Raw genomic sequence first — 18,258 nt, 5'->3', positions numbered from 1 at the left:
TTCAAACCTCGTTCCTAGACGCCGAGGTTTGCTCCGCCCTGGAATGACGAACTCAGGCGCTCAGGCCGGAACCGAACGCCCAATACGCAAGAAGCCGCCGTCGAAAGGCACCTCCTTCGCCGCGCCGTTCGGGGCAAGGATGCGCAAGCGATCGGGCGCGGCTTCGATGCCGGCCGGCGCCTCGGCTTCCGCGAACGGAACGCCGCCGATGACATGGCGAAACGACACCGAGCGGCCCTCGGCCAGCGCGAAGGCCGTCGCCACGCCTTCATGCTTCAGCCAGTTGTCGCCGAGCGAGGCGGCGTGGCCGATGGCGGTGCGGCCGTCCTCGATGCCGAGCACGCCGAGATGGCGGCCGCTCCAGGGCGCGTAGTCGCGGCCGCCATTGGAGAACCAGAGCATCGTCACGGGCAGTTCGGCCGGGTTCTTCAGCACCAGCACCAGGTCCCGCTCGGCGCGCCGCGCGACCGCCGTCCAGCCGGGGCCGCCATGATCGGCCTCGACCAGGGTGATGAAATCCTCGCGCTTGTCTTCGATGCGGTAGTCGGTGAGATCGGTCGCGCCGCCGGCGGCGAGCGGGAACTGCTCAAGGTCGCCGGCGCGTGCCGGATAGGCCAGCATGAAGCGGCCGCGCGCCGGATCGGGCTCGAGCGGCGTAGCGGGCGTGACCGCCACGCGTTTCGGCGAGAAGGCCAGCCGGCCGCCGCCTTGCATGACCGTCATCGGATGGTGGGCGACGGAGATGGCGCCGGAGCCGCCGGAAAAGACGTGTTCCTGGTAAAGGAAGGGGTGGCCGTCGCGCAGCGTGAAAATCTTGTCGACGGTCGCGCCCATCACCTTGCGGCGCAGCCGGAAAACGGCCCGCCAGCCGCCGGCAGCCGCGCCGTTCTCGACGACGTCCCATGCGCTGTTGGCCGGCCAGCCATGCAGCGGTGCGGCCTCGACGTCGCTGGCCGAGAAGGGCGCGCAAAGGAAATCGCCGGAAAGCCGCACCGTGCCTTCGGGAAGGTTTGCGGGCAATGTCTCGCGCGGCGCGCCGACCCACGGCGCGCGATGCAGCGGCTTCAGGACGCGCCCGTCGGCCTCGATATCCATGGCGGCGATATGGCCGACGGCAAGATCGAGCGAAACCGAAATGCCCTTCGCGCTGATCGTGACCGTGTCCATGAGTGCCTCTCCGAATCTTTTGCTTCTACCAACAAAGCTCGTCCGGCGACGGATACGCAAGCGTGATGACGGGCAATTTGCATCAGGCGTGCGACCCGCTTTGTGCCTTTGCAGGCAGCTTCGGCAACGGCGCCCGGATGCAATTCGGTGTTAAGATCGCCGTTAACCAGTTGGACGCGGCATATGGGTTACGTTAGCTTCGCCGCATCTCAGCAACAGCTTTAGAAACGTCTTGCCCCGCCCCTTCCTCAGCCTCCAGAAACTCATCGCCGCGATGGCCCTGCTCCTGCTGGTCGCCGGCTGCACGACGGCGGCGCCGCCTGAAAGCGTGCTCGCCGTCCCGGCGCAGCCGCAGAAATATGCGGCGATCGTGGTCGACGCATCGACCGGCAAGACCCTGTTCGAGGTCAATTCGAGGTCGCAGCGCTATCCGGCGTCACTGACCAAGATGATGACGCTCTACATGCTGTTCGAGGCGCTGGAGAGCGGCCGCGTGACCAAGGAAACGCGGATCCCGGTTTCCGACCACGCCGCCTCGCAGCCGCCGACCAAGCTGCGCTTCCGGCACGGCGAGACGATCGACGTCGATTCCGCAATCCGCGCCATGGTGGTGAAGTCGGCAAACGACGTGGCGGTGGCGGTGGGCGAATATCTGGGCGGCGGCTCGGAGGACCAGTTCGCGGCGATGATGACCGCCAAGGCGCGCTCGCTCGGCATGACCGGCACCAATTTCCGCAACGCCTGCGGCCTGCCCGACGACGGCCAGGTGACCACGGCGCGCGACATGGCGGTGCTGGGCATGGCGCTGGAAAAGCGCTTCCCGCAGCATTTCCACTATTTCTCCGAAAGCGACTTCATGTTCCGCGGCCGGCTGGTGCGCGGCCACAATGACATGCTGGGGCGCGTGCGCGGCGTCGACGGCATCAAGACCGGCTACATAAGGGCTTCCGGCTACAACATCGTCACCTCCTACAATGCCGACGGCAGGCATCTGATCGTGGTGGTGATGGGCGCCGATACCGCGCGCCAGCGCAACGACCATGTCGAGGCGCTGATCCAGCGGAGTCTCGGACCGACGATCGCCGATGCCGGCCAGCCCAGGCTGATGTATTCCGGGCAGCAGCCGGCCTCGCCGCCGCCCGCCCTGCTGCCGCCGCCGGACTCGGCATTGCCAGGGTTGCTGCCGCCGCAGCCGGCGACGCCCGGCCAACCGGCGTCCGATTTTCCGTCGCCGGATCTCGCATCGCCCGGCGCGCCGCTGCTGCCGACGCAGTAGGGCGGCTAGCGGAAAAGTCCGAGACGTCGGCGGGACAGCGCCCCCCTCTGGCCTGCCGGCCATCTCCCCCACTTGGGGGGAGATCGGATGTCACGCCGGCTTTCGCCAATCACCAACGTCGCAGGAATGAACGGAGCGCCGAAACCGCCAATCTCCCCCTTGGTGGGGGAGATGTCCGGCAGGACAGAGGGGGGCGCGGAGGATCGCTGCCTATCTCGTTCTCACACCGCCTCCACCAGGCGGACCCTACCGAACCACCAGCACCGGGATCGTCGTCAGCGACACCACTTCCGCCGTCTGGCTGCCCAGCACCAGCCGTCCCAGCCCGCGGCGGCCGTGCGAGGCCATGACGATCAAGTCGCTGCCTTCCGCGCCGGCGACCTCGAGGATCGCCTCGGCGGGCGTCCGGTTCTCGATATGCAGGGTCTTCGCCTCGACGCCCTTCGCATCGGCCTCGGCCTTGCATTTGGCGAGCAGCTCGCTGGCGTATTTGCGCGCGCTTTCCTCGTAATTGACCAGCTCGTCGGCCGCGACATAGCCGGCCATGGCGCCGCCCCAGGCGAGCGCCGGGAACGGCTCCGAGACGGTGACGAAGGCGACGCTGGCGCCGAGCCCCTTGGCCAGCTCCAGCCCGTGGACGACGCCCTTCTGGGCGAGTTCCGAGCCATCGGTGGCGATCAGGATTTTCTTGTACATGGTGGCGATCCCTCATTGGCGGGGCAATGCGCCCCAGCGGCGGGAGCCTGAACGCTCCGGCCTGATCTCGATATAGTCAGCCTATCAGGCCGGCCACAGGGGCCAGTTTGATGCGGATCAAGGCCAGGCGGCGGAGACGATTGCGCCAGGGGTGTGAAATCATCAACGGCGCTCCCCCTCACCCAGCCTCCGCTTCGCTCGGCTGACCATTCCGGGGCGAGCCACGGGTCTCGCCCGTCCTTCGGACCCCCGGCGGGGAGAGGAGATTGTCGGCGCCGGCGCTTCCCTCTTCTCCCCGCCGGGGAGAAGGTGGCCGCGTAGCGGCCGGATGAGGGGGCTGCGCCGACCTACGCAATTGCCTCCGCAACTCGCCCCCCAATCACAACAACTTGTTCGGTCACACCACTTTCACACTGACCATGGATATGCCGCGCCGGCTTGGCGTATCGTACTCAAAAGGCCTCGAACAGGAGCACCGACCATGGCAGGCGACCCGAAGGCATCCGCGCAGATCCAGGCCGACAACGAGAACGACGTCGCCGGCGAATATCTCGAGGCCGAAACCGTGCCGGAGGATGCGCAGGCCGCCGCCGACGAGATCCTCGAAGCGCCGGAAGTGCCGGATTCCGAGCCGCACGCCGAACCGCATGTTCCAGGCACGGCCCGGATCAAGCCCAAGAAAAAACCCTCGGCGATCTCGGGGCGCAAATTCCGCAAGCGCGACCTGGTGCGCATCGACGATCTGAGGCCCAGCCTCGCCGACCGCATCCGCTCCGACCATCCCGACCTGCCGCGCGGCGCCCGCATCAGCCGCGAGGAGCTCGGCCGCTACCGCATGCGCTACATGGAGGAATTGCTGCAGCAGGAGCACGGCGAATTCTCCGAGCTCGACCGCCAGGTGGTGGAATCGATCGCCAAGCAGGACACGATCTCGGAGAACTCGGAAGAGGAATATGAGGAGCACCGCTCCTTCCCCGACCGTGTTTCCGACACGATGGCCGAGTTCGGCGGCAGCTGGTGGTTCCTGATCTCCTTCGCCACGGTGCTGCTGCTGTGGATCGGCATCAACCTGATCGCCGGCACGACCAACGCCTTCGACCCCTACCCGTTCATCCTGCTCAACCTGCTGCTCTCCTGCATCGCCGCCATCCAGGCGCCGGTGATCATGATGAGCCAGAAGCGCCAGGAAGCCAAAGACCGGCTGCGCTCCTTCAACGACTATCGGGTGAACCTCAAGGCCGAGCTGGAGGTGCGGCACCTGCACGAAAAGCTCGACTACCTCATCTCGCGCCAATGGCAGCGCCTGGCCGAAATGCAGCAGATGCAGCTCGACGCCATGCACGAGCTGGCCGCGAAGAAGGCGAAACGCGCGACCCGGGCGGCGCGGCGCAAGACGACCAAGGCGCCGGCGGAGGGGTGAGCGGGAGTTCCTCGCCCCACGCGGTGGGGAGAGGTGGCCCGGCGAAGCCGGGACGGAGAGGGGCGCGCCCTCTCCGAAAGCCCATCGGCCAGCCAATCACCCCGCCAGCCCTCCACCCAATCGCCAATTGCCCGTTGAAGCGTGCTGCGGCTTCCGCTAAGAAGCCGTGGCTGGCCGGCTCACCGGCCGGTTCGTTTCCCCCGGGAAGCACCCGTAGCTCAGCTGGATAGAGCGCTGCCCTCCGAAGGCAGAGGTCACAAGTTCGAATCTTGTCGGGTGCGCCAATCCATTGGGGCCGCTACCCCCCTCACCCCAGCACTTCCCCAATCGCCTGTGCCAATCTCTCCACCCCGTCCCGCGTCTGCGCCGCGTCACACGCGGCGTAGCCCAGCACCAGCCCTTGGGTCGGCGCGGTGTTCTGGAAGTATTTCGACAGCGGCGAGACGTTGATCGCCCTTTTCGCCGCTGCCTGGCCGACCTTGATGTCGTCGATGCCTTCCTTGAGATAACCCACCACCTGGATGCCGGCTTCGGCGGGCGAAAGCGTGATCTCGTCGCGCAGGCGCTCGGTGACGATGTCGCGGAAGAGCTGGCGGCGTTGGGCGTAGATGCGGCGCATGCGCTTCAGGTGCCGGCTCATATGGCCTTCGGTGATGAAATCGGCCAAGGCTGCCTGCAACAGCAGCGGCGCGAACTGGCCGGTGGTGGAGAGCGCGTTGACGATGCGGCCGGCGAGCTCCGGCGGCAACACCATGAAGCCGAGGCGCAGCGCCGGGAACAGAAGCTTGGCGAAGGTGCCGACATAGATGACGCGGCCTGAGCGGTCCATGCTCTGGATCGCCGGCACGGGGCGGCCTTGAAAACGGTATTCGCCGTCGAAATCGTCCTCGATCACCCAGGAATTGGCGGTTTCGGCGATGTCGAGCAGGCGCAGCCGCTCCTCCATGCGCATGGTGATGCCGAGCGGATGCTGGCAGGCCGGCGTCACATAGATGAGGCGGGGCAACGGGTCCGGCGGGTCGAGGCGCCAGCCGCGCTCCTGGTCGACCGCGATCGGCAGGATCCTTGCGCCGGCCACGGTGAAGGCGGCCTTGGCGCCGTAATAGCCGGGCTCCTCCATCCACACCGTGTCGTCGGGGTCGAGCAGCAGGCGTGCGAGAAGGTCGAAGGCGGCCTGCGCGCCGGTGGTGACGACGATCTGCTCCGGCCGGCAGCGCACGCCGCGCGCGGAGAAGAGGTAGCCGGCGATCGCCTCCTTCAGCGCCGGGTGGCCGGTGACGTCATAGGTGCCGAACAGCGTCTCGCCGCCATGGCTGGCGCGGCGCGCCACCAGCCGGCCCCAGACACCGAAGGGAAAGCTCTGCGCGTCCGGCATGCCGGGGTGGAAGGCGACATGGCCTGGACGGCCGTGATGGTAGGGCTGGCTGAGCAGAAGCCGGCCGCGCAGCGAGGGCGATCGCAGCGGGGCGGGCGACTCCTCGCGCGGCGACTCGCGCGGGCCTTCGGGCAGGTCGACGATGACCGGGCGGGCGCCCCGGCGGTTGGCGAGATAGCCCTCGGTGACGAGTTGGTCGTAGGCGGCGACGATGGTGTTGCGGCCAAGGCCGAGCTCGGCGGCGAGAGCCCGGGTGGAAGGCAGCTCCGAACCGGGGGGCAGCGCGCGGCTGCGGATGATGGCGACGAGGCCGTGATAGAGCTGGCGCGACAGATGCTCGGGGCTCGAGCGGTTCACGGTGAGCGTGTCGAGCGGGAAGGGTTGGGGTTTGGGGTGGGGGCGCATGGGTTACCGCTCGGCGTGGGTAATGCGGTTACCGCGTGCGACCCTTCGAGGTCGCGTTCCTTCGCGCCCCCCTCTGTCCTGCCGGACATCTCCCCCACTAGGGGGGAGATTGGCAGCTTCGCCCCCTCGCTCTTTCCTGCGGCGTTTGTGATTGGCGAAAGCCGGCGTGACATCGATCTCCCCTCTCGTGGGGGAGATGCCCGGCAGGGCAGAGGGGGGCGCTGTCCCGCCGACGTTCGACATTTTTGCTGATCTCCGTCCCATTCCCCATCCTGCCACACCCACCCCCCAACACAAACTGGTTCCTTCATTTTCCGCAAAACTGGCCCTCGCGGGGGAGACAGAGCGGGATAGACTTCGCTCACTGACGTTGGGGCAAGACGTCGACAAGGACATGCACGACGGGGACATGCAAGACGGGGACATGTGAGGCACGGCGCTGGGAGGGCGTCTTGCCGAACGAAACGGCAGGGTTTCGCCTTGCCGCCAGCAATCGCAGCCATCTCCTCCCGAGACCATGAACCCCGCAGCCATCCGGCTGCGGGGCGGAAAGCGAGCAATGACGACAGTCCGACTTGGCATCAACCCGATCACCTGGACAAATGACGACGTGCCGGAACTGGGCGGCGACACGCCGCTCGAGACGTGCCTCGCCGAAACCGCGGAAGCCGGCTATGCCGGCACCGAGCTAGGCGACAAGTTTCCGCGCGACAGCCGCGCGCTTCGGCCCATCCTCGACCATTACGGGCTGGCGCTGGTCTCCGGCTGGTATGACGGGCGCATCTGCGAGAAGGAGGTGGACGAGGAATTCGAGGCGATCCGGCCGCATCTGACGCTGCTCCGGGACCTCGGCGCCCGGCGCGTCGTCTATGCCGACACCTCGCGCGGCCGGCATGGCGCGATCCACGACCCGATCTCGCAGCGGCCGAAGCTGATGGACGGCGAATGGAAGGCCTATGGCGCCAAGATCACCCGGCTCGCCGAGCGATTTTCCGATTTCGGCGTCGGCATGGCCTTCCATCATCACATGGGCACAATCGTCGAGACCGACCAGGAGATCGACAGGCTGATGCACACGACCGGCGAGGCGGTCGGCCTGCTCTACGACACCGGGCATTGCGCCTTTTCCGGCGGCGACCCGGAGCAGTTGCTGCGCCGGCATGTGGAGCGCGTCGTGCATGTGCATTGCAAGGATGTCCGCCCGGCCGTGCTGAAGAAGGCGCGCGAGGCCGACATGAGCTTCATGGGCGCGGTGATGGAAGGCATCTTCACCGTGCCGGGCGACGGCGCGATCGACTATGCGACGCTGCTCAAGATCCTCGCCGGCCACGGCTATTCCGGCTGGCTGGTGGTCGAGGCCGAGCAGGACCCGGCCAAGGCGCACCCCTTGACCTATGCCACGATGGGGTATCGCAATCTGAAGACGCTGGCGCAGGGCGCGGGCTTCTATGTGCACGAGCGCAAGACCTGAAGAAAGCATGGGGCGCCGGGGAGGGAGATGAGTTCGGTTCAGTACCAGAAGGTGGTCAAGAGCTTCGGCGCGCTCAACGTGCTGCGGTCGCTCGACCTTGCCGTGCCGGACCACAAATTCCTCGCTTTGCTCGGCCCGTCGGGTTGCGGCAAGACGACGGCGCTGCGCATCCTGGCCGGGCTCGACATGCCGACCGCGGGCAAGGTCTTCATCGGCGAGCGCGACGTGACCCGGCTGCAGCCGCGTGACCGCGACATCGCCATGGTCTTCCAGAGCTACGCGCTCTATCCGCAAATGACGGTCGCCGAAAACATCGGCTATCCGCTGTGGATTCGCGGCACGCCGGAAGCCGGGCGAAAGACCAAGATCGGCGAGGTCGCAGCCATCCTCGAGATCGGCCATCTGCTCGACCGGCGGCCGCGCCAGCTTTCGGGCGGACAGCGCCAGCGCGTCGCGCTGGCCCGCGCCATCGTGCGCGACCCGGCGGCGTTCCTGATGGACGAGCCGCTCTCCAATCTCGACGCGCGGCTCAGGCTCACCATGCGCGGCGAGATCAAGCGGCTCTGCCAGCGCCTCAGCGCCACCACCATCTATGTCACCCACGACCAGGTCGAGGCGCTCACCATGGCCGACCTCGTCGCCGTCATGCATGGCGGCGAGCTGCAGCAGATGGCGCCGCCCATCGAGATATATGACCGTCCGGCCAACCGCTTCGTCGCCACCTTCGTCGGCAACCCGCCGATGAACATCCTGCCGGCCGGGCTTTCCGAGCAAGGCGTCATCGTAGCCGGCAAGGTCGTCCCGCTGGATGCCGCGCGGCTTGCCGCCTGCCGCGCCGCCTCCGTCGCCGAAATCGGCCTGCGGCCGGAGGACTGCAGCGCCGCCGCCGTCGACGCGCCTGGCGCTCTGCCCGGCGAAATCTACGTCGTCGAACCGATGGGCAACGAGACGCTGATCAATGTCCGCCTGGACGGCGGCAACGTCTCGGTCCGGGCCGGCCGCGAATTCCGGGGTGTGGTGGGTGAAAGCATCGGCGTCGCCTTCGACCCGGCGAACGCTTGTTTCTTCAATTCGGCCGGCCTGACAACCGTCCATAGGGTCAACAACAATGGGAGAGTGACATGATGCATTCCAGCAGACTTACTCGCCGCTCCGTCATCAAAAGCGCGCTTGGCCTGGCCTTGGCGACCACTGCGCTGACCACGCTCGGCCTGCCGATGCCGGCCAAGGCGGCCGGCAAGAAAGTGATCATCGGCGCCTTTGCCGATGGCGGCCTGACGCCGTTCAAGGAAAAGATCATCCCGCTGGCCAAGGAACAGGGCTTCGACATCCAGTTCCTCGAGGACGAATACGGGGTGACGCTCGAGAAGTGGTTCGCCGATGCCCAGAGCGGCGCCGGCCAGTATGACCTCTACCTGCTCGACGACCCCTGGGTGCCGCAGTTCGGCGCCGCCAACGTCCTGGAAGATCTCGGCGCCGGCGGCATCGATGGCTCCGACAAGGACTGGATCGGCCCGATGATCGACATGGGCTACTGGCCGCCGCAGCAGGGGCCGCGCGTCAAGGGCTTCGAGAATGCCAAGCCGACGCTGATCTGCGTGCCCTTCGTCGGCGACCTGCAGACGCTGACCTATCGCAACGACGTCTTCACCGGCGGCGCGCCGAAGACCTGGGACGAGGTGATCGCCAAGGGCAAGGAAGGCGTCGCCGCCGGCAAGATCAAATATCCGGTCGTGTTCCGTGGCGTCACCGGCAACCCGATCGTCACCAGCTGGTACCCGATCTTCCTGTCGTTCGGCGGCTCCTTCTTCGACGACAAGTGGAACCCGATCTTCAATTCGGCCGAAGGCAAGGCCTCGGCCGATTTCTTCGTCGGCACGATGAAGCAGAACGCGCCGAGCGGCGTGGTGGAGTTCGATTCCGATCAGGAGGGCGCGGCGATCCTCGGCGGCGATGCAGGCGCCATCATCCAGTATTCGGGCAACGCGCTGAAGGCCGACGATCCGGCCCAGACCAAAGTGGCCGGCAAGCTCGATTTCGGCGTTGTGCCGAAACAGAAAAAGGCGATCGCCCAAATGGGCATCTTCATCGCCGGCGTGCCGAAATCGGCGCGCAACAAGGCGAACTCGATCCAGTTCCTGAAGTGGTATGTCAGCGCCGAAACCCAGGCCAAGCTCTCGGAAGCGGGCTCCATTCCGGTCAAGCGCAGCGCCTTCGGCATCGCCAAGCCCGGCAACCGGCTGATCCCGGTCGCGCTCCAGCAGCTCGATGCCGGCGCGCTGCCAAGGCCGCGCACGCCCGACTGGGCAAAGGTCGAGGAACTGCTCGGCATCGAGCTCAACAAGGCGCTGCAAGCCGGCTCCGGCGGCGGCGCCGCGCTCGACACGGCCGCCAAGCAGGTCAAGGACTATCTCACCACGGCCGGATACTACTGATGCCAAGCGGCACGCAGGCTCGCAAATATCGCCTGCAGGGGGCGGGGCTCGACCTCGCCCTCCCCTATCTCATGCTGGCGCCGGGCTTGACGATCGTGCTCGGCGTGCTGGTCTATCCGCTCTGGGATGGGCTGCGCGCCAGCACCCGGGCTTACCGCTATGGTTCACCGATCTCCAATGTCGGCTTCCAGAACTATGTGCAGCTTTGGAGCGACGCGCAGTTTCTCAATGCGCTCTGGGTCACAGTGAAGTTCGTGGCGCTGTCGGTGTCGTTCGAGGCGGTGCTTGGCTTCGCGCTGGCGCTGTTTTGCCTGCATGAATTTCGCGGCATCCGGCTGCTCAGGACCGTGCTGATCATTCCCATGGTGATCACGCCGGTGGTCGTCGCCATCGTGTTCCGACTGATCTACGCCAGCGACGCCGGCATGCTGACGGCGCTGTCAAAGGCCACGGGCGGAGGCGAGGTGCAGATCCTCGGCAATCCGCTCAATGCCTTCATCGGCCTTGTTGCGCTGGACGTCTGGGAATGGACGCCGCTGATGTTCCTGATCCTGCTCGCCGGGCTGCAATCGCTGCCGCACGAGCCGTTCGAGGCGGCGCGGGTCGACGGCGCCGGCGCCTGGCGCGTCTTCGCCGACCTCACCTTCCCGATGATGCGTCCGGTGCTGGCGGTGGCGATCGTTCTCAGGACCATCGACGCCTTCGGCACTTTCGACCAGGTTTTCGTCTTGACCCGTGGCGGGCCTGGCGAAGCGACGAGGCTGATCTCGATCTACGGCTACGACACCGCCTTCAAGTTCCAGCAGACCGGATATGCGGCGGCTCTGTTCGTGACGATCGGCCTCGTCGTGCTCGCGCTCGCCTTCAGCGCCATCAGGCTGTTGCGCAGGGTGGACGCGTCATGAGCAACCGCCTGTCGCGCATCCTCACCACCATCTTCGTGCTGGCCGTCGTGCTGTTGCCCATCTACTGGCTGGTTTCCACCTCGCTCAAGTCGAACCGCGAGATAACCCAGGAAGGCACGCTCTACCCGCATGTGCCGACACTCGACAATTACGTGCGGCTGTTCACCGAGAAGCAGTTCGGTTCCTACCTGACGAACTCGCTTGTGGTGACCTTCTTCTCGGTCGCTATCGCGCTGATCGTCGGCGCGATGGGCGCCTATGCGATCGCGAGGTTCCGCCTGCCTTTCGCCGCGGAGCGCAAGGTGGGCCTGTTCCTCCTGACGCTTCGCATCATCCCCCCGGTCGTCATCCTGATCCCGGTCTATCTCCTGATGCTCAGCCTGGGCCTGCTCGACTCCTGGCTCGGACTGATCGCCACCTACACCGCCTTCAACGTCACGTTCTGCGTGTGGATGATGGAGAGCTTCTTCCGCGAGATCCCCGTCGACCTTGAGGAGGCGGCCATGGTGGATGGCGATTCGCGCTTCGGCGCCTTTCGCCGCATCACGCTGCCATTGGCGGCACCTGGGCTCGCGGCCACCGCCATCTTCGCCGTGCTGGTCACCTTCAACGAATTCCTTTTCGCGCTGGCGCTGACCGCGACACCGCGGGCGATGACCATGCCGCGCGGAACCGCCACGCTCATCGGGCGCATCGATACCGACTGGGCCTCGATGGCCGCAGCCGGGGTCATCGGGGCGCTGCCGATCGTTTTTTTCGCGCTGTTGGTGCAGCGGCACCTCGTTCGCGGCCTGACCATGGGCGCCGTGAAATGACCGCCGGCCAAGCATGTTGAACTCGCCGTCGCGGACGGCCGCACAGGAAAGTTGAACGCATGATGGATGTTTGTCTGTTCGGAGTTGGATTGATCGGAAGGGTGCATGCCGGCAATCTCGCGCGTCACCCGAAGGTGCGGCTGCGCTATGTCGTCGATCCCAACCGGGAGGCCGCCGCCAAAGTCGCGGCCGCGACCGGCGCCGAGATCGCGGACACAGAGACCGTGATGAACGATCCGGCGGTGAAGATGGTGTTCATCGCGTCGGCGACGCGCACCCATGCCGATCTCGCCATGGCAGCGGCGGCAAAGGGCAAGGCGATCTTCTGCGAGAAGCCGATCGATCTCGACCTCAAGCGCACCGACGAGTGTCTGGCGGCGGTCGCGAAGGCCGGCGTGCCGTTCCAGATCGGCTTCAACCGCCGCTTCGATCCGAGCTTCCGGGCGTTGAAGGAGCGCCTCGACGGCGGCGAAATCGGCGCCGTCGAGCAAGTCATCATCACCAGCCGCGACCCCGAGCCGGAAACCGAGGAAGCGCTGGCCGGAGGCGGCGGCGTCTTTCGCGAGATGACCATCCACGACTTCGACATGGCGCGCAACATGCTCGGCGAGGAGCCGGTGGAGCTGTTCGCGACCGGCTCCTCGTTGGTGGCGCCGCAATACAAAAAGCTCGGCGACTACGACACCGCGATGTTCATCCTGCGCACCGCGTCCGGCCGGCAATGCCATATCAACAACAGCGTCAGGGCCGCCTATGGCTACGACCAGCGCATCGAGGTGCATGGCGCCGACGGCATGCTGCAGGCCGGCAACCGGCTGCCGACCTCGGTGGAAATGTATGGCGGCAAAGGCATATCGCGCGACAAGCCCTACTATTTCTTCGTCGAGCGCTACGCCGAATCCTACGCCGCCGAGATCGACCACTTCATCACCTGCGTCGAAACGGGCAGGAAGCCGGCCGTCACTGCGAGCGACGGCCGAAAGGCGATGATCCTTTGCGAGGCCGCGCTTGCCTCCGCCAGGTCGGGCAGGTTCGAGCCCGTGCAACTCTGAACCGATGGTCCAACCTCAACCGGGAGTTCCGATATGAAGATCGGCATGATCACCGACAGCCTGGGCAACCTGTCCTTCGACGAGATGCTGCGCGCCTCGGCGGAGCTCGGGCTGGAGACGCTCGAATTCGCCTGCGGCAACTGGTCGTCGGCGCCGCATATCGATCTGCAGACGATGCTGGACAGTGCTTCCGCGCGCTCCGAATTCGCAGCCAAGGTCCGCGACCACGGGCTGACGATCGCGGCGCTCAACTGCTCCGGCAATCCGCTGCACCCGGGGCCACAGGGCAAGCAGCACCGCCAGGTGACCGAGGATACGATCCGGCTGGCGAGCCTGATGGGCATCGACCGCGTGGTGATGATGTCCGGCCTGCCGGGCGGACCCGGCGACGCAAACCCCAACTGGATCGTCACCGACTGGCCGCCCGAATGCGCCGACATCCAGCGCTACCAGTGGGACGATTGCATCATCCCCTACTGGCGCGATCTGGTGAAATTTTCGAATAATCTCGGCATCGGCAAGCTCTGCCTGGAACTGCACGGCCATCAGGCCGTCTATAACGTCCAGACGCTGTTGCGGCTGCGCGATGCCGTCGGCGAGACGGTCGGCGCGAACTACGATCCGAGCCATCCGATGTGGATGGGCGCCGACCCCATCGCCGCCGTGCGCAAGCTTGGTTCGGCGATCTACTATGTCCACGCCAAGGACACACGAGTCGAACCGATACCGGCGGCCGTCGACGGGGTGCTCGATGCGCGTCCGCCAAACCACTATGCCGAAAGGGCCTGGAACTACATCACACTTGGCTACGGCCATGGCGAGACCTGGTGGCGGCAGTTCTGCACCGCGCTGAAGCAGGCCGGCTACGACGATGTGCTCTCGATCGAGCACGAAGACATGATGCTGTCGCCGATGGAAGGCATGCGCAAGTCCGTCGCGTTGCTGCGCAATGTCGCCATCAACCTGGCTTGAATGCTTGGATCCGCTCTTGCATGGGCCGGCCGCCGCCTGTTCTGGCGCTGCCGATGGCCGGTGGCCCTATCTCACATCGATCCAGCGCTGCTCCTGGAAGGAGCGCGCCATGGCATGCACGGTGCGTTCGATCTCCAGGCCCTCGTCGAAGTCGATGATGCGGGCCGGCTTGCCGGCGATGCGCATCAGAAGCTCGCGGCATTCGATCATCTTGAGGTCGTTGAAGCCGAGGCCGTGGCCGGGCGCGGGCAGGAAGGAATCATAGGGCTTGTGGTGCGGCGCGACCAGGATGGTGCGGTAGCCCTGCTCGGTCGGCCGGTCGGCGGTGAGGTAGAGCTGGAACTCGTTCATCCGCTCCTGGTCGTAGAGGATCGAGCCCTTCGAGCCGAAGATCTGGATGGCGATGCGGCCCTTGCGGCCCCAGGCCGAGCGGTTGACGAGCAGCGTGCCGGCGACGCCGTTTTCGAGATGCATCAGGACGCTGGCGATGTCGTAGGTCTCGACCGCGCGGCGGGCGCCGGAAGCAGTCTTGCGGTCGGCATAGGGTTTGACCATGTCGCACATGACGCGCGACACACGGCCGAACAGCGCCTTGATCAGCGACAGCGGGTGGACGGCGAAATCGTCGAGCGCGCCATAGCCGGACGAAGCCTCGTGCTTCCAGAAGAACAAAGCTTCCGGGTCGGCCATGAAGTCCTCGTCCATCTCGATGCGCACGAGATTGACGTCGCCGATGATTTTCTCATCGAGCAGCGCGCCGATATGGCGGATGGCGGGGTTCTGGATGTAGTTGTAGCCCAGCACGGCGACCTTGCCGGATGTCCTCGCCGCGGCAGCCATAGTCTCGGCCTCGGCGAAACTCGGCGCCATCGGCTTCTCGCACCAGAGATGCTTGCCGGCTTCGAGGACAGCGATCGCCATCTCGGGATGGAACTGGTTCGGCGTGGTCAGCGAGACGACATCGACCTCCGGATCGTTGACCACGGCGCGCCAGTCGCCGGAGCCTTTCGCGAAGCCGAACTCGCCGGCCTTGCGCCGGGCCAACTCGTCATTCACCTCGCCCAGATGCACCAGTCTCGGCTTGTCGACATCGGGAAAGACGGTGCCCACCGCGTTCCAGGCGATGGCGTGGCACTTGCCCATGAAGCCCGTGCCGATGAGGCCCACTCCGACCATGTCGATTGTCTCCAGATGCGGGGAATAGCGATATGGATGAATTAGTCCATTTTGGTAGAGAATGGAACATACAAATCATTTTTTATGGTGTTCTTGCACGAACTCGCTATGATGAGGCAGGAGAGGGACAAACCATATGGGCGCGGACGGAGCGACGATGGACGAACGGGTGCCTCGCGATTTCGAAACGCTGCGCGCGACGATCCTGGACAGGCGCGCAAGCCTGCCAAAGCGCATCGCGCAGATCGCCGCCTATGCGCTCGACAATCCCGACGATATCGCTTTCGGCACGGCCGCGAGCATCGCCGCCTCGGCCGGCGTGCAGCCCTCGACGCTGATCCGTTTTGCCCAGCAGCTCGGCTTCGACGGCTTCACCAGCCTGCAGCAGGTTTTCCGCGAGCGGCTGCGCGAGCGCAACTCCTCCTATGACGAGCGGCTGGCGGCATTGCGCGCCAAGGCCGAGGAAGGCGGCGGGCACCGGGCGATCTTCGACGGCTTCGTCGCCGCCGCCAGCACTTCTCTGGGCGACATCTCGCGCACGTTGAACGATGCCCATTTCGAAGAGGCGGTCAATTTGCTGGCGAAGGCCGAGACCATCTATGTGCTGGCCAAGCGCCGCTCCTATCCGGTCGCCTCCTACATCGCTTATGCGCTGGGCAAGCTCAAGATCCGCAACCAGCTGATTGAATCGGCCGCGGGCTTGAATGCCGAGATGATCGGCTTCGCCACGCCGCGCGACGCCGTCATCGCCATCAGCTTCTCGCCTTACGCGCCGGCGACCATCGAGGAGACGCGCGCGATCGCCGAGCAAGGCGTGCCGATCGTCGCGATCACCGACTCGTCCTTCTCGCCGCTGGCGCAATTCGCCAAGGTCTGGTTCGAGGTCGCCGAGGCCGATTTCGGCGGCTTCCGTTCGATCTCGGCGACCATGGCGCTGGCCATGGCGCTGACCGTCGCCGTCGGCGAAAAGCGCCGCGAAGCCGGACGCCGACGCAGGGGCTGAGCCTCGCCGAGGAGCGCTTTTCGGCTTGGGAACGCTCATTCCATATTGACTACAGATTGGAATTAATATTTCATATTGGCGATACCACGCTGCCGCTGGCGCGTGCTGTCCAAAACGACGCTGCTCTGCACAACAAGGCCGATGGGAGGTTCGAATGGGCGAAGCCGTGGAAGGGAAATACCCGGCGCTCGACGTCATCACCATCGGCCGCGCTTCGGTCGATCTCTATGGCCAGCAAATCGGCTCGCGGCTGGAGGACATCACCTCCTTCGCCAAGTCCGTCGGCGGCTGCCCGGCCAATATTTCCGTCGGCACGGCAAGGCTCGGCCTGCGCTCGGCCCTGCTCACCCGCGTCGGCGACGAGCAGATGGGCCGCTTCATCCGCGAGCAGCTTCGGCGCGAGGGCGTCTCGGTCGACGGCTTGAAGACCGACAAGGAGCGGCTGACCGCGCTGGTGCTGCTCTCGGTCGAGAGCGAAGGCGTGTCGCCGATGATCTTCTACCGCTCCGACTGCGCCGACATGGCGCTGGCCGAAGAGGATATCGACGAGGCTTTCATCGCCTCGGCGCGTTCCGTCGTCGTCACCGGCACGCATTTCTCGCGGCCCAACTCCGATGCCGCGCAGCGCAAGGCGATCCGCCTGATGAAGGCCCAGGGTGGCAAGGTTGTGTTCGATATCGACTACCGCCCGAACCTCTGGGGCCTCGCCGGCCACGCCGAGGGTTTCGAGCGCTACGTCAAGTCCGACCGCGTCTCGGCGCAGTTGAAGACGGTGCTGCCGGATTGCGATCTCATCGTCGGCACCGAAGAGGAGATCATGATCGCGTCCGGAGCCGACGATTGCCTGAGCGCGCTGAAGACGATCCGCGCGCTGTCCGCCGCCACCATCGTGCTGAAGCGCGGCGCCAAGGGCTGCATCGTCTATGACGGGCCGATCAGCGACGACCTCGAGGACGGCATCGTCGGCAAGGGTTTCCCGATCGAGATCTACAATGTGCTCGGCGCCGGCGACGCCTTCATGTCGGGCTTCCTGCGCGGCTGGCTCGGTGGCGAAAGCTTCGCCACCGCCGCGACCTGGGCCAATGCCTGCGGCGCCTTCGCGGTGTCGCGCCTGCTCTGCGCGCCGGAATATCCGACCTTCGAGGAGCTGCAGTTCTTCCTGAAGCACGGCAGCAAGCATCTGGCGCTGCGCAAGGACGAGGCGATCAACCACATCCATTGGGCGACGACGCGCCGGCGCGATATCCCTTCGCTGATGGCTCTGGCCTGCGACCACCGCGTGCAGCTGGAAGATGTCGCCGCGAGAGTCGGCGCCGACGCCTCGCGCATTCCGGATTTTAAGGTGCTGACCGTCAAGGCGGCCGCAAAGGTTGCCGCCGGCCGCGATGGCTACGGCATGCTTATCGACGAAAAATACGGCCGCGACGCGATGTTCGAATTCGCCCGTCATCCCTTCGCCTGGCTCGGCCGACCGGTCGAGCTTCCGGGATCACGGCCGCTGCGCTTCGAATTCTCGCAGGACATCGGCTCGCAGCTCACCGAATGGCCGGTCGATCACTGCATCAAATGCCTGTGCTTCTACCATCCGGACGATCCGGAGGCGCTCAAAGTCGAGCAGCAGCAGAAGGTGCGCGCTTTGTTCGAGGCGGCGCGGAAAGTCGGCCGTGAATTGCTGGTCGAGATCATCGCCGGCAAGCATGGCAAGCTCGACGACACCACCATTCCGCGCGCGCTGGAGGAGCTCTATGCGCTGGGCATCAAGCCGGACTGGTGGAAGCTCGAGCCGCAGGCTTCGGCAGGCGCCTGGGCGAAGATCGAACAGGTGATCGTCAAGAACGACCCCTGGTGCCGGGGCGTCGTGCTGCTTGGGCTGGAGGCGCCGCAGGACGAGCTGGTCGCAGCCTTCGCCGCCACCGCCAATGCGCCGATCGTCAAGGGTTTCGCCGTCGGTCGCACCATCTTCATCAACGCCGCCGAACAATGGCTGGCCGGCAAGATGTCGGATGACGAGGCTGTCGCCGATATGGCCGCCCGCTTCGAACAGTTGACCGAAGCGTGGCTTGCCGCGCGCGGCCGTAAGGCAGCATAAG

At 65.8% G+C, this 18,258-nt stretch carries 15 protein-coding genes and 1 tRNA gene; 12 read left to right on the top strand and 4 right to left on the bottom strand.

Going from position 1 to position 18,258, the window contains the following annotated elements; genetic code table 11:
* Nucleotides 1-60 precede the first annotated feature (60 nt).
* A complete protein-coding gene (locus MJ8_RS01505) occupies nt 61-1,167 on the bottom strand; it encodes a hypothetical protein (protein ID WP_201412765.1) in 1,107 nt (368 codons plus the stop codon).
* A 274-nt stretch (nt 1,168-1,441) separates the two neighbouring features.
* Here MJ8_RS01505 and MJ8_RS01500 point away from each other — a divergent pair, with 274 nt between their 5' ends.
* On the top strand, nt 1,442-2,443 hold the full coding sequence (locus tag MJ8_RS01500; protein ID WP_201415264.1) for a D-alanyl-D-alanine carboxypeptidase family protein: 1,002 nt from the start codon (nt 1,442-1,444) through the stop codon (nt 2,441-2,443).
* A 246-nt stretch (nt 2,444-2,689) separates the two neighbouring features.
* Here the strand turns inward: MJ8_RS01500 and MJ8_RS01495 are convergent, their stop codons facing one another.
* On the bottom strand, nt 2,690-3,139 hold the full coding sequence (locus tag MJ8_RS01495; RefSeq protein WP_201412764.1) for a universal stress protein: 450 nt from the start codon (nt 3,137-3,139) through the stop codon (nt 2,690-2,692).
* A gap of 481 nt (nt 3,140-3,620) precedes the next feature.
* Between MJ8_RS01495 and MJ8_RS01490 the strand changes: the two genes are divergently transcribed.
* Entirely contained in the window at nt 3,621-4,559 is a 939-nt protein-coding gene (locus tag MJ8_RS01490) for a DUF1003 domain-containing protein (RefSeq protein ID WP_201412763.1), read from the top strand.
* 207 nt (nt 4,560-4,766) lie between these two features.
* A tRNA-Arg gene (locus MJ8_RS01485) sits at nt 4,767-4,843 on the top strand.
* Nucleotides 4,844-4,866: 23 nt separating this feature from the next.
* Here the strand turns inward: MJ8_RS01485 and MJ8_RS01480 are convergent.
* Nucleotides 4,867-6,339 carry a PLP-dependent aminotransferase family protein gene (locus MJ8_RS01480; protein WP_201412762.1) on the bottom strand — a complete coding sequence of 491 codons (1,473 nt, stop codon included), beginning with the start codon at nt 6,337-6,339 and terminating at the stop codon, nt 4,867-4,869.
* Between the two features lie 559 nt (nt 6,340-6,898).
* Here MJ8_RS01480 and iolE point away from each other — a divergent pair.
* The 7 genes from iolE to MJ8_RS01445 are packed head-to-tail and all read left to right on the top strand — an operon-like array spanning nt 6,899 to nt 13,989.
* The gene (gene iolE, locus MJ8_RS01475; protein WP_201412761.1) at nt 6,899-7,810 is read left to right on the top strand and encodes a myo-inosose-2 dehydratase; all 912 of its coding nucleotides are present in this window, start codon (nt 6,899-6,901) and stop codon (nt 7,808-7,810) included.
* A gap of 27 nt (nt 7,811-7,837) precedes the next feature.
* Nucleotides 7,838-8,935, top strand: coding sequence for an ABC transporter ATP-binding protein (locus MJ8_RS01470; RefSeq protein WP_201412760.1), 1,098 nt, complete (start codon nt 7,838-7,840; stop codon nt 8,933-8,935).
* Nucleotides 8,932-10,245, top strand: a complete 1,314-nt coding sequence (locus tag MJ8_RS01465; RefSeq protein WP_201412759.1) for an extracellular solute-binding protein — start codon at nt 8,932-8,934, stop codon at nt 10,243-10,245. Before MJ8_RS01470 ends, MJ8_RS01465 begins: the two co-directional genes overlap by 4 nt.
* Complete coding sequence (locus MJ8_RS01460) at nt 10,245-11,150, top strand: carbohydrate ABC transporter permease (RefSeq protein WP_201412758.1); 906 nt, start codon at nt 10,245-10,247, stop codon at nt 11,148-11,150. Before MJ8_RS01465 ends, MJ8_RS01460 begins: the two co-directional genes overlap by 1 nt.
* A complete protein-coding gene (locus tag MJ8_RS01455) occupies nt 11,147-11,965 on the top strand; it encodes a carbohydrate ABC transporter permease (RefSeq protein WP_201412757.1) in 819 nt (272 codons plus the stop codon). Before MJ8_RS01460 ends, MJ8_RS01455 begins: the two co-directional genes overlap by 4 nt.
* Nucleotides 11,966-12,024: 59 nt before the next feature.
* Nucleotides 12,025-13,017, top strand: coding sequence for an inositol 2-dehydrogenase (gene iolG, locus MJ8_RS01450; protein ID WP_201412756.1), 993 nt, complete (start codon nt 12,025-12,027; stop codon nt 13,015-13,017).
* A 33-nt stretch (nt 13,018-13,050) separates the two neighbouring features.
* Nucleotides 13,051-13,989: a sugar phosphate isomerase/epimerase family protein gene (locus MJ8_RS01445; RefSeq protein WP_201412755.1), complete on the top strand. Its 939-nt coding sequence runs from the start codon at nt 13,051-13,053 to the stop codon at nt 13,987-13,989.
* 66 nt (nt 13,990-14,055) lie between these two features.
* Here MJ8_RS01445 and MJ8_RS01440 read toward each other — a convergent pair whose 3' ends face one another.
* Complete coding sequence (locus MJ8_RS01440) at nt 14,056-15,165, bottom strand: Gfo/Idh/MocA family protein (RefSeq protein WP_201412754.1); 1,110 nt, start codon at nt 15,163-15,165, stop codon at nt 14,056-14,058.
* A gap of 157 nt (nt 15,166-15,322) precedes the next feature.
* On the opposite strand from MJ8_RS01440, the gene MJ8_RS01435 reads away from it, so the two are divergent.
* Entirely contained in the window at nt 15,323-16,168 is an 846-nt protein-coding gene (locus MJ8_RS01435; RefSeq protein WP_201415263.1) for a MurR/RpiR family transcriptional regulator, read from the top strand.
* A 154-nt stretch (nt 16,169-16,322) separates the two neighbouring features.
* The gene (locus MJ8_RS01430) at nt 16,323-18,257 is read left to right on the top strand and encodes a bifunctional 5-dehydro-2-deoxygluconokinase/5-dehydro-2-deoxyphosphogluconate aldolase (protein ID WP_201412753.1); all 1,935 of its coding nucleotides are present in this window, start codon (nt 16,323-16,325) and stop codon (nt 18,255-18,257) included.
* Nucleotide 18,258 lies beyond the last annotated feature (1 nt).

The sequence above is a fragment of the Mesorhizobium sp. J8 genome (assembly GCF_016591715.1).
In the GTDB taxonomy this organism is placed as follows: Bacteria; Pseudomonadota; Alphaproteobacteria; order Rhizobiales; family Rhizobiaceae; genus Mesorhizobium.
This window is presented reverse-complemented; position numbering and strand designations above follow the sequence as displayed.

Excerpts from the sequence above, each read along its gene's own strand:
- MJ8_RS01505 (WP_201412765.1), bottom strand. The coding sequence starts at position 1,167 with ATGGACACGGTCACGATCAGCGCGAAGGGCATTTCGGTTTCGCTCGAT.
- MJ8_RS01500 (WP_201415264.1), top strand. The coding sequence starts at position 1,442 with ATGGCCCTGCTCCTGCTGGTCGCCGGCTGCACGACGGCGGCGCCGCCT.
- MJ8_RS01495 (WP_201412764.1), bottom strand. The coding sequence starts at position 3,139 with ATGTACAAGAAAATCCTGATCGCCACCGATGGCTCGGAACTCGCCCAG.
- MJ8_RS01490 (WP_201412763.1), top strand. The coding sequence starts at position 3,621 with ATGGCAGGCGACCCGAAGGCATCCGCGCAGATCCAGGCCGACAACGAG.
- MJ8_RS01480 (WP_201412762.1), bottom strand. The coding sequence starts at position 6,339 with ATGCGCCCCCACCCCAAACCCCAACCCTTCCCGCTCGACACGCTCACC.
- iolE (WP_201412761.1), top strand. The coding sequence starts at position 6,899 with ATGACGACAGTCCGACTTGGCATCAACCCGATCACCTGGACAAATGAC.
- MJ8_RS01470 (WP_201412760.1), top strand. The coding sequence starts at position 7,838 with ATGAGTTCGGTTCAGTACCAGAAGGTGGTCAAGAGCTTCGGCGCGCTC.
- MJ8_RS01465 (WP_201412759.1), top strand. The coding sequence starts at position 8,932 with ATGATGCATTCCAGCAGACTTACTCGCCGCTCCGTCATCAAAAGCGCG.
- MJ8_RS01460 (WP_201412758.1), top strand. The coding sequence starts at position 10,245 with ATGCCAAGCGGCACGCAGGCTCGCAAATATCGCCTGCAGGGGGCGGGG.
- MJ8_RS01455 (WP_201412757.1), top strand. The coding sequence starts at position 11,147 with ATGAGCAACCGCCTGTCGCGCATCCTCACCACCATCTTCGTGCTGGCC.
- iolG (WP_201412756.1), top strand. The coding sequence starts at position 12,025 with ATGATGGATGTTTGTCTGTTCGGAGTTGGATTGATCGGAAGGGTGCAT.
- MJ8_RS01445 (WP_201412755.1), top strand. The coding sequence starts at position 13,051 with ATGAAGATCGGCATGATCACCGACAGCCTGGGCAACCTGTCCTTCGAC.
- MJ8_RS01440 (WP_201412754.1), bottom strand. The coding sequence starts at position 15,165 with ATGGTCGGAGTGGGCCTCATCGGCACGGGCTTCATGGGCAAGTGCCAC.
- MJ8_RS01435 (WP_201415263.1), top strand. The coding sequence starts at position 15,323 with ATGGACGAACGGGTGCCTCGCGATTTCGAAACGCTGCGCGCGACGATC.
- MJ8_RS01430 (WP_201412753.1), top strand. The coding sequence starts at position 16,323 with ATGGGCGAAGCCGTGGAAGGGAAATACCCGGCGCTCGACGTCATCACC.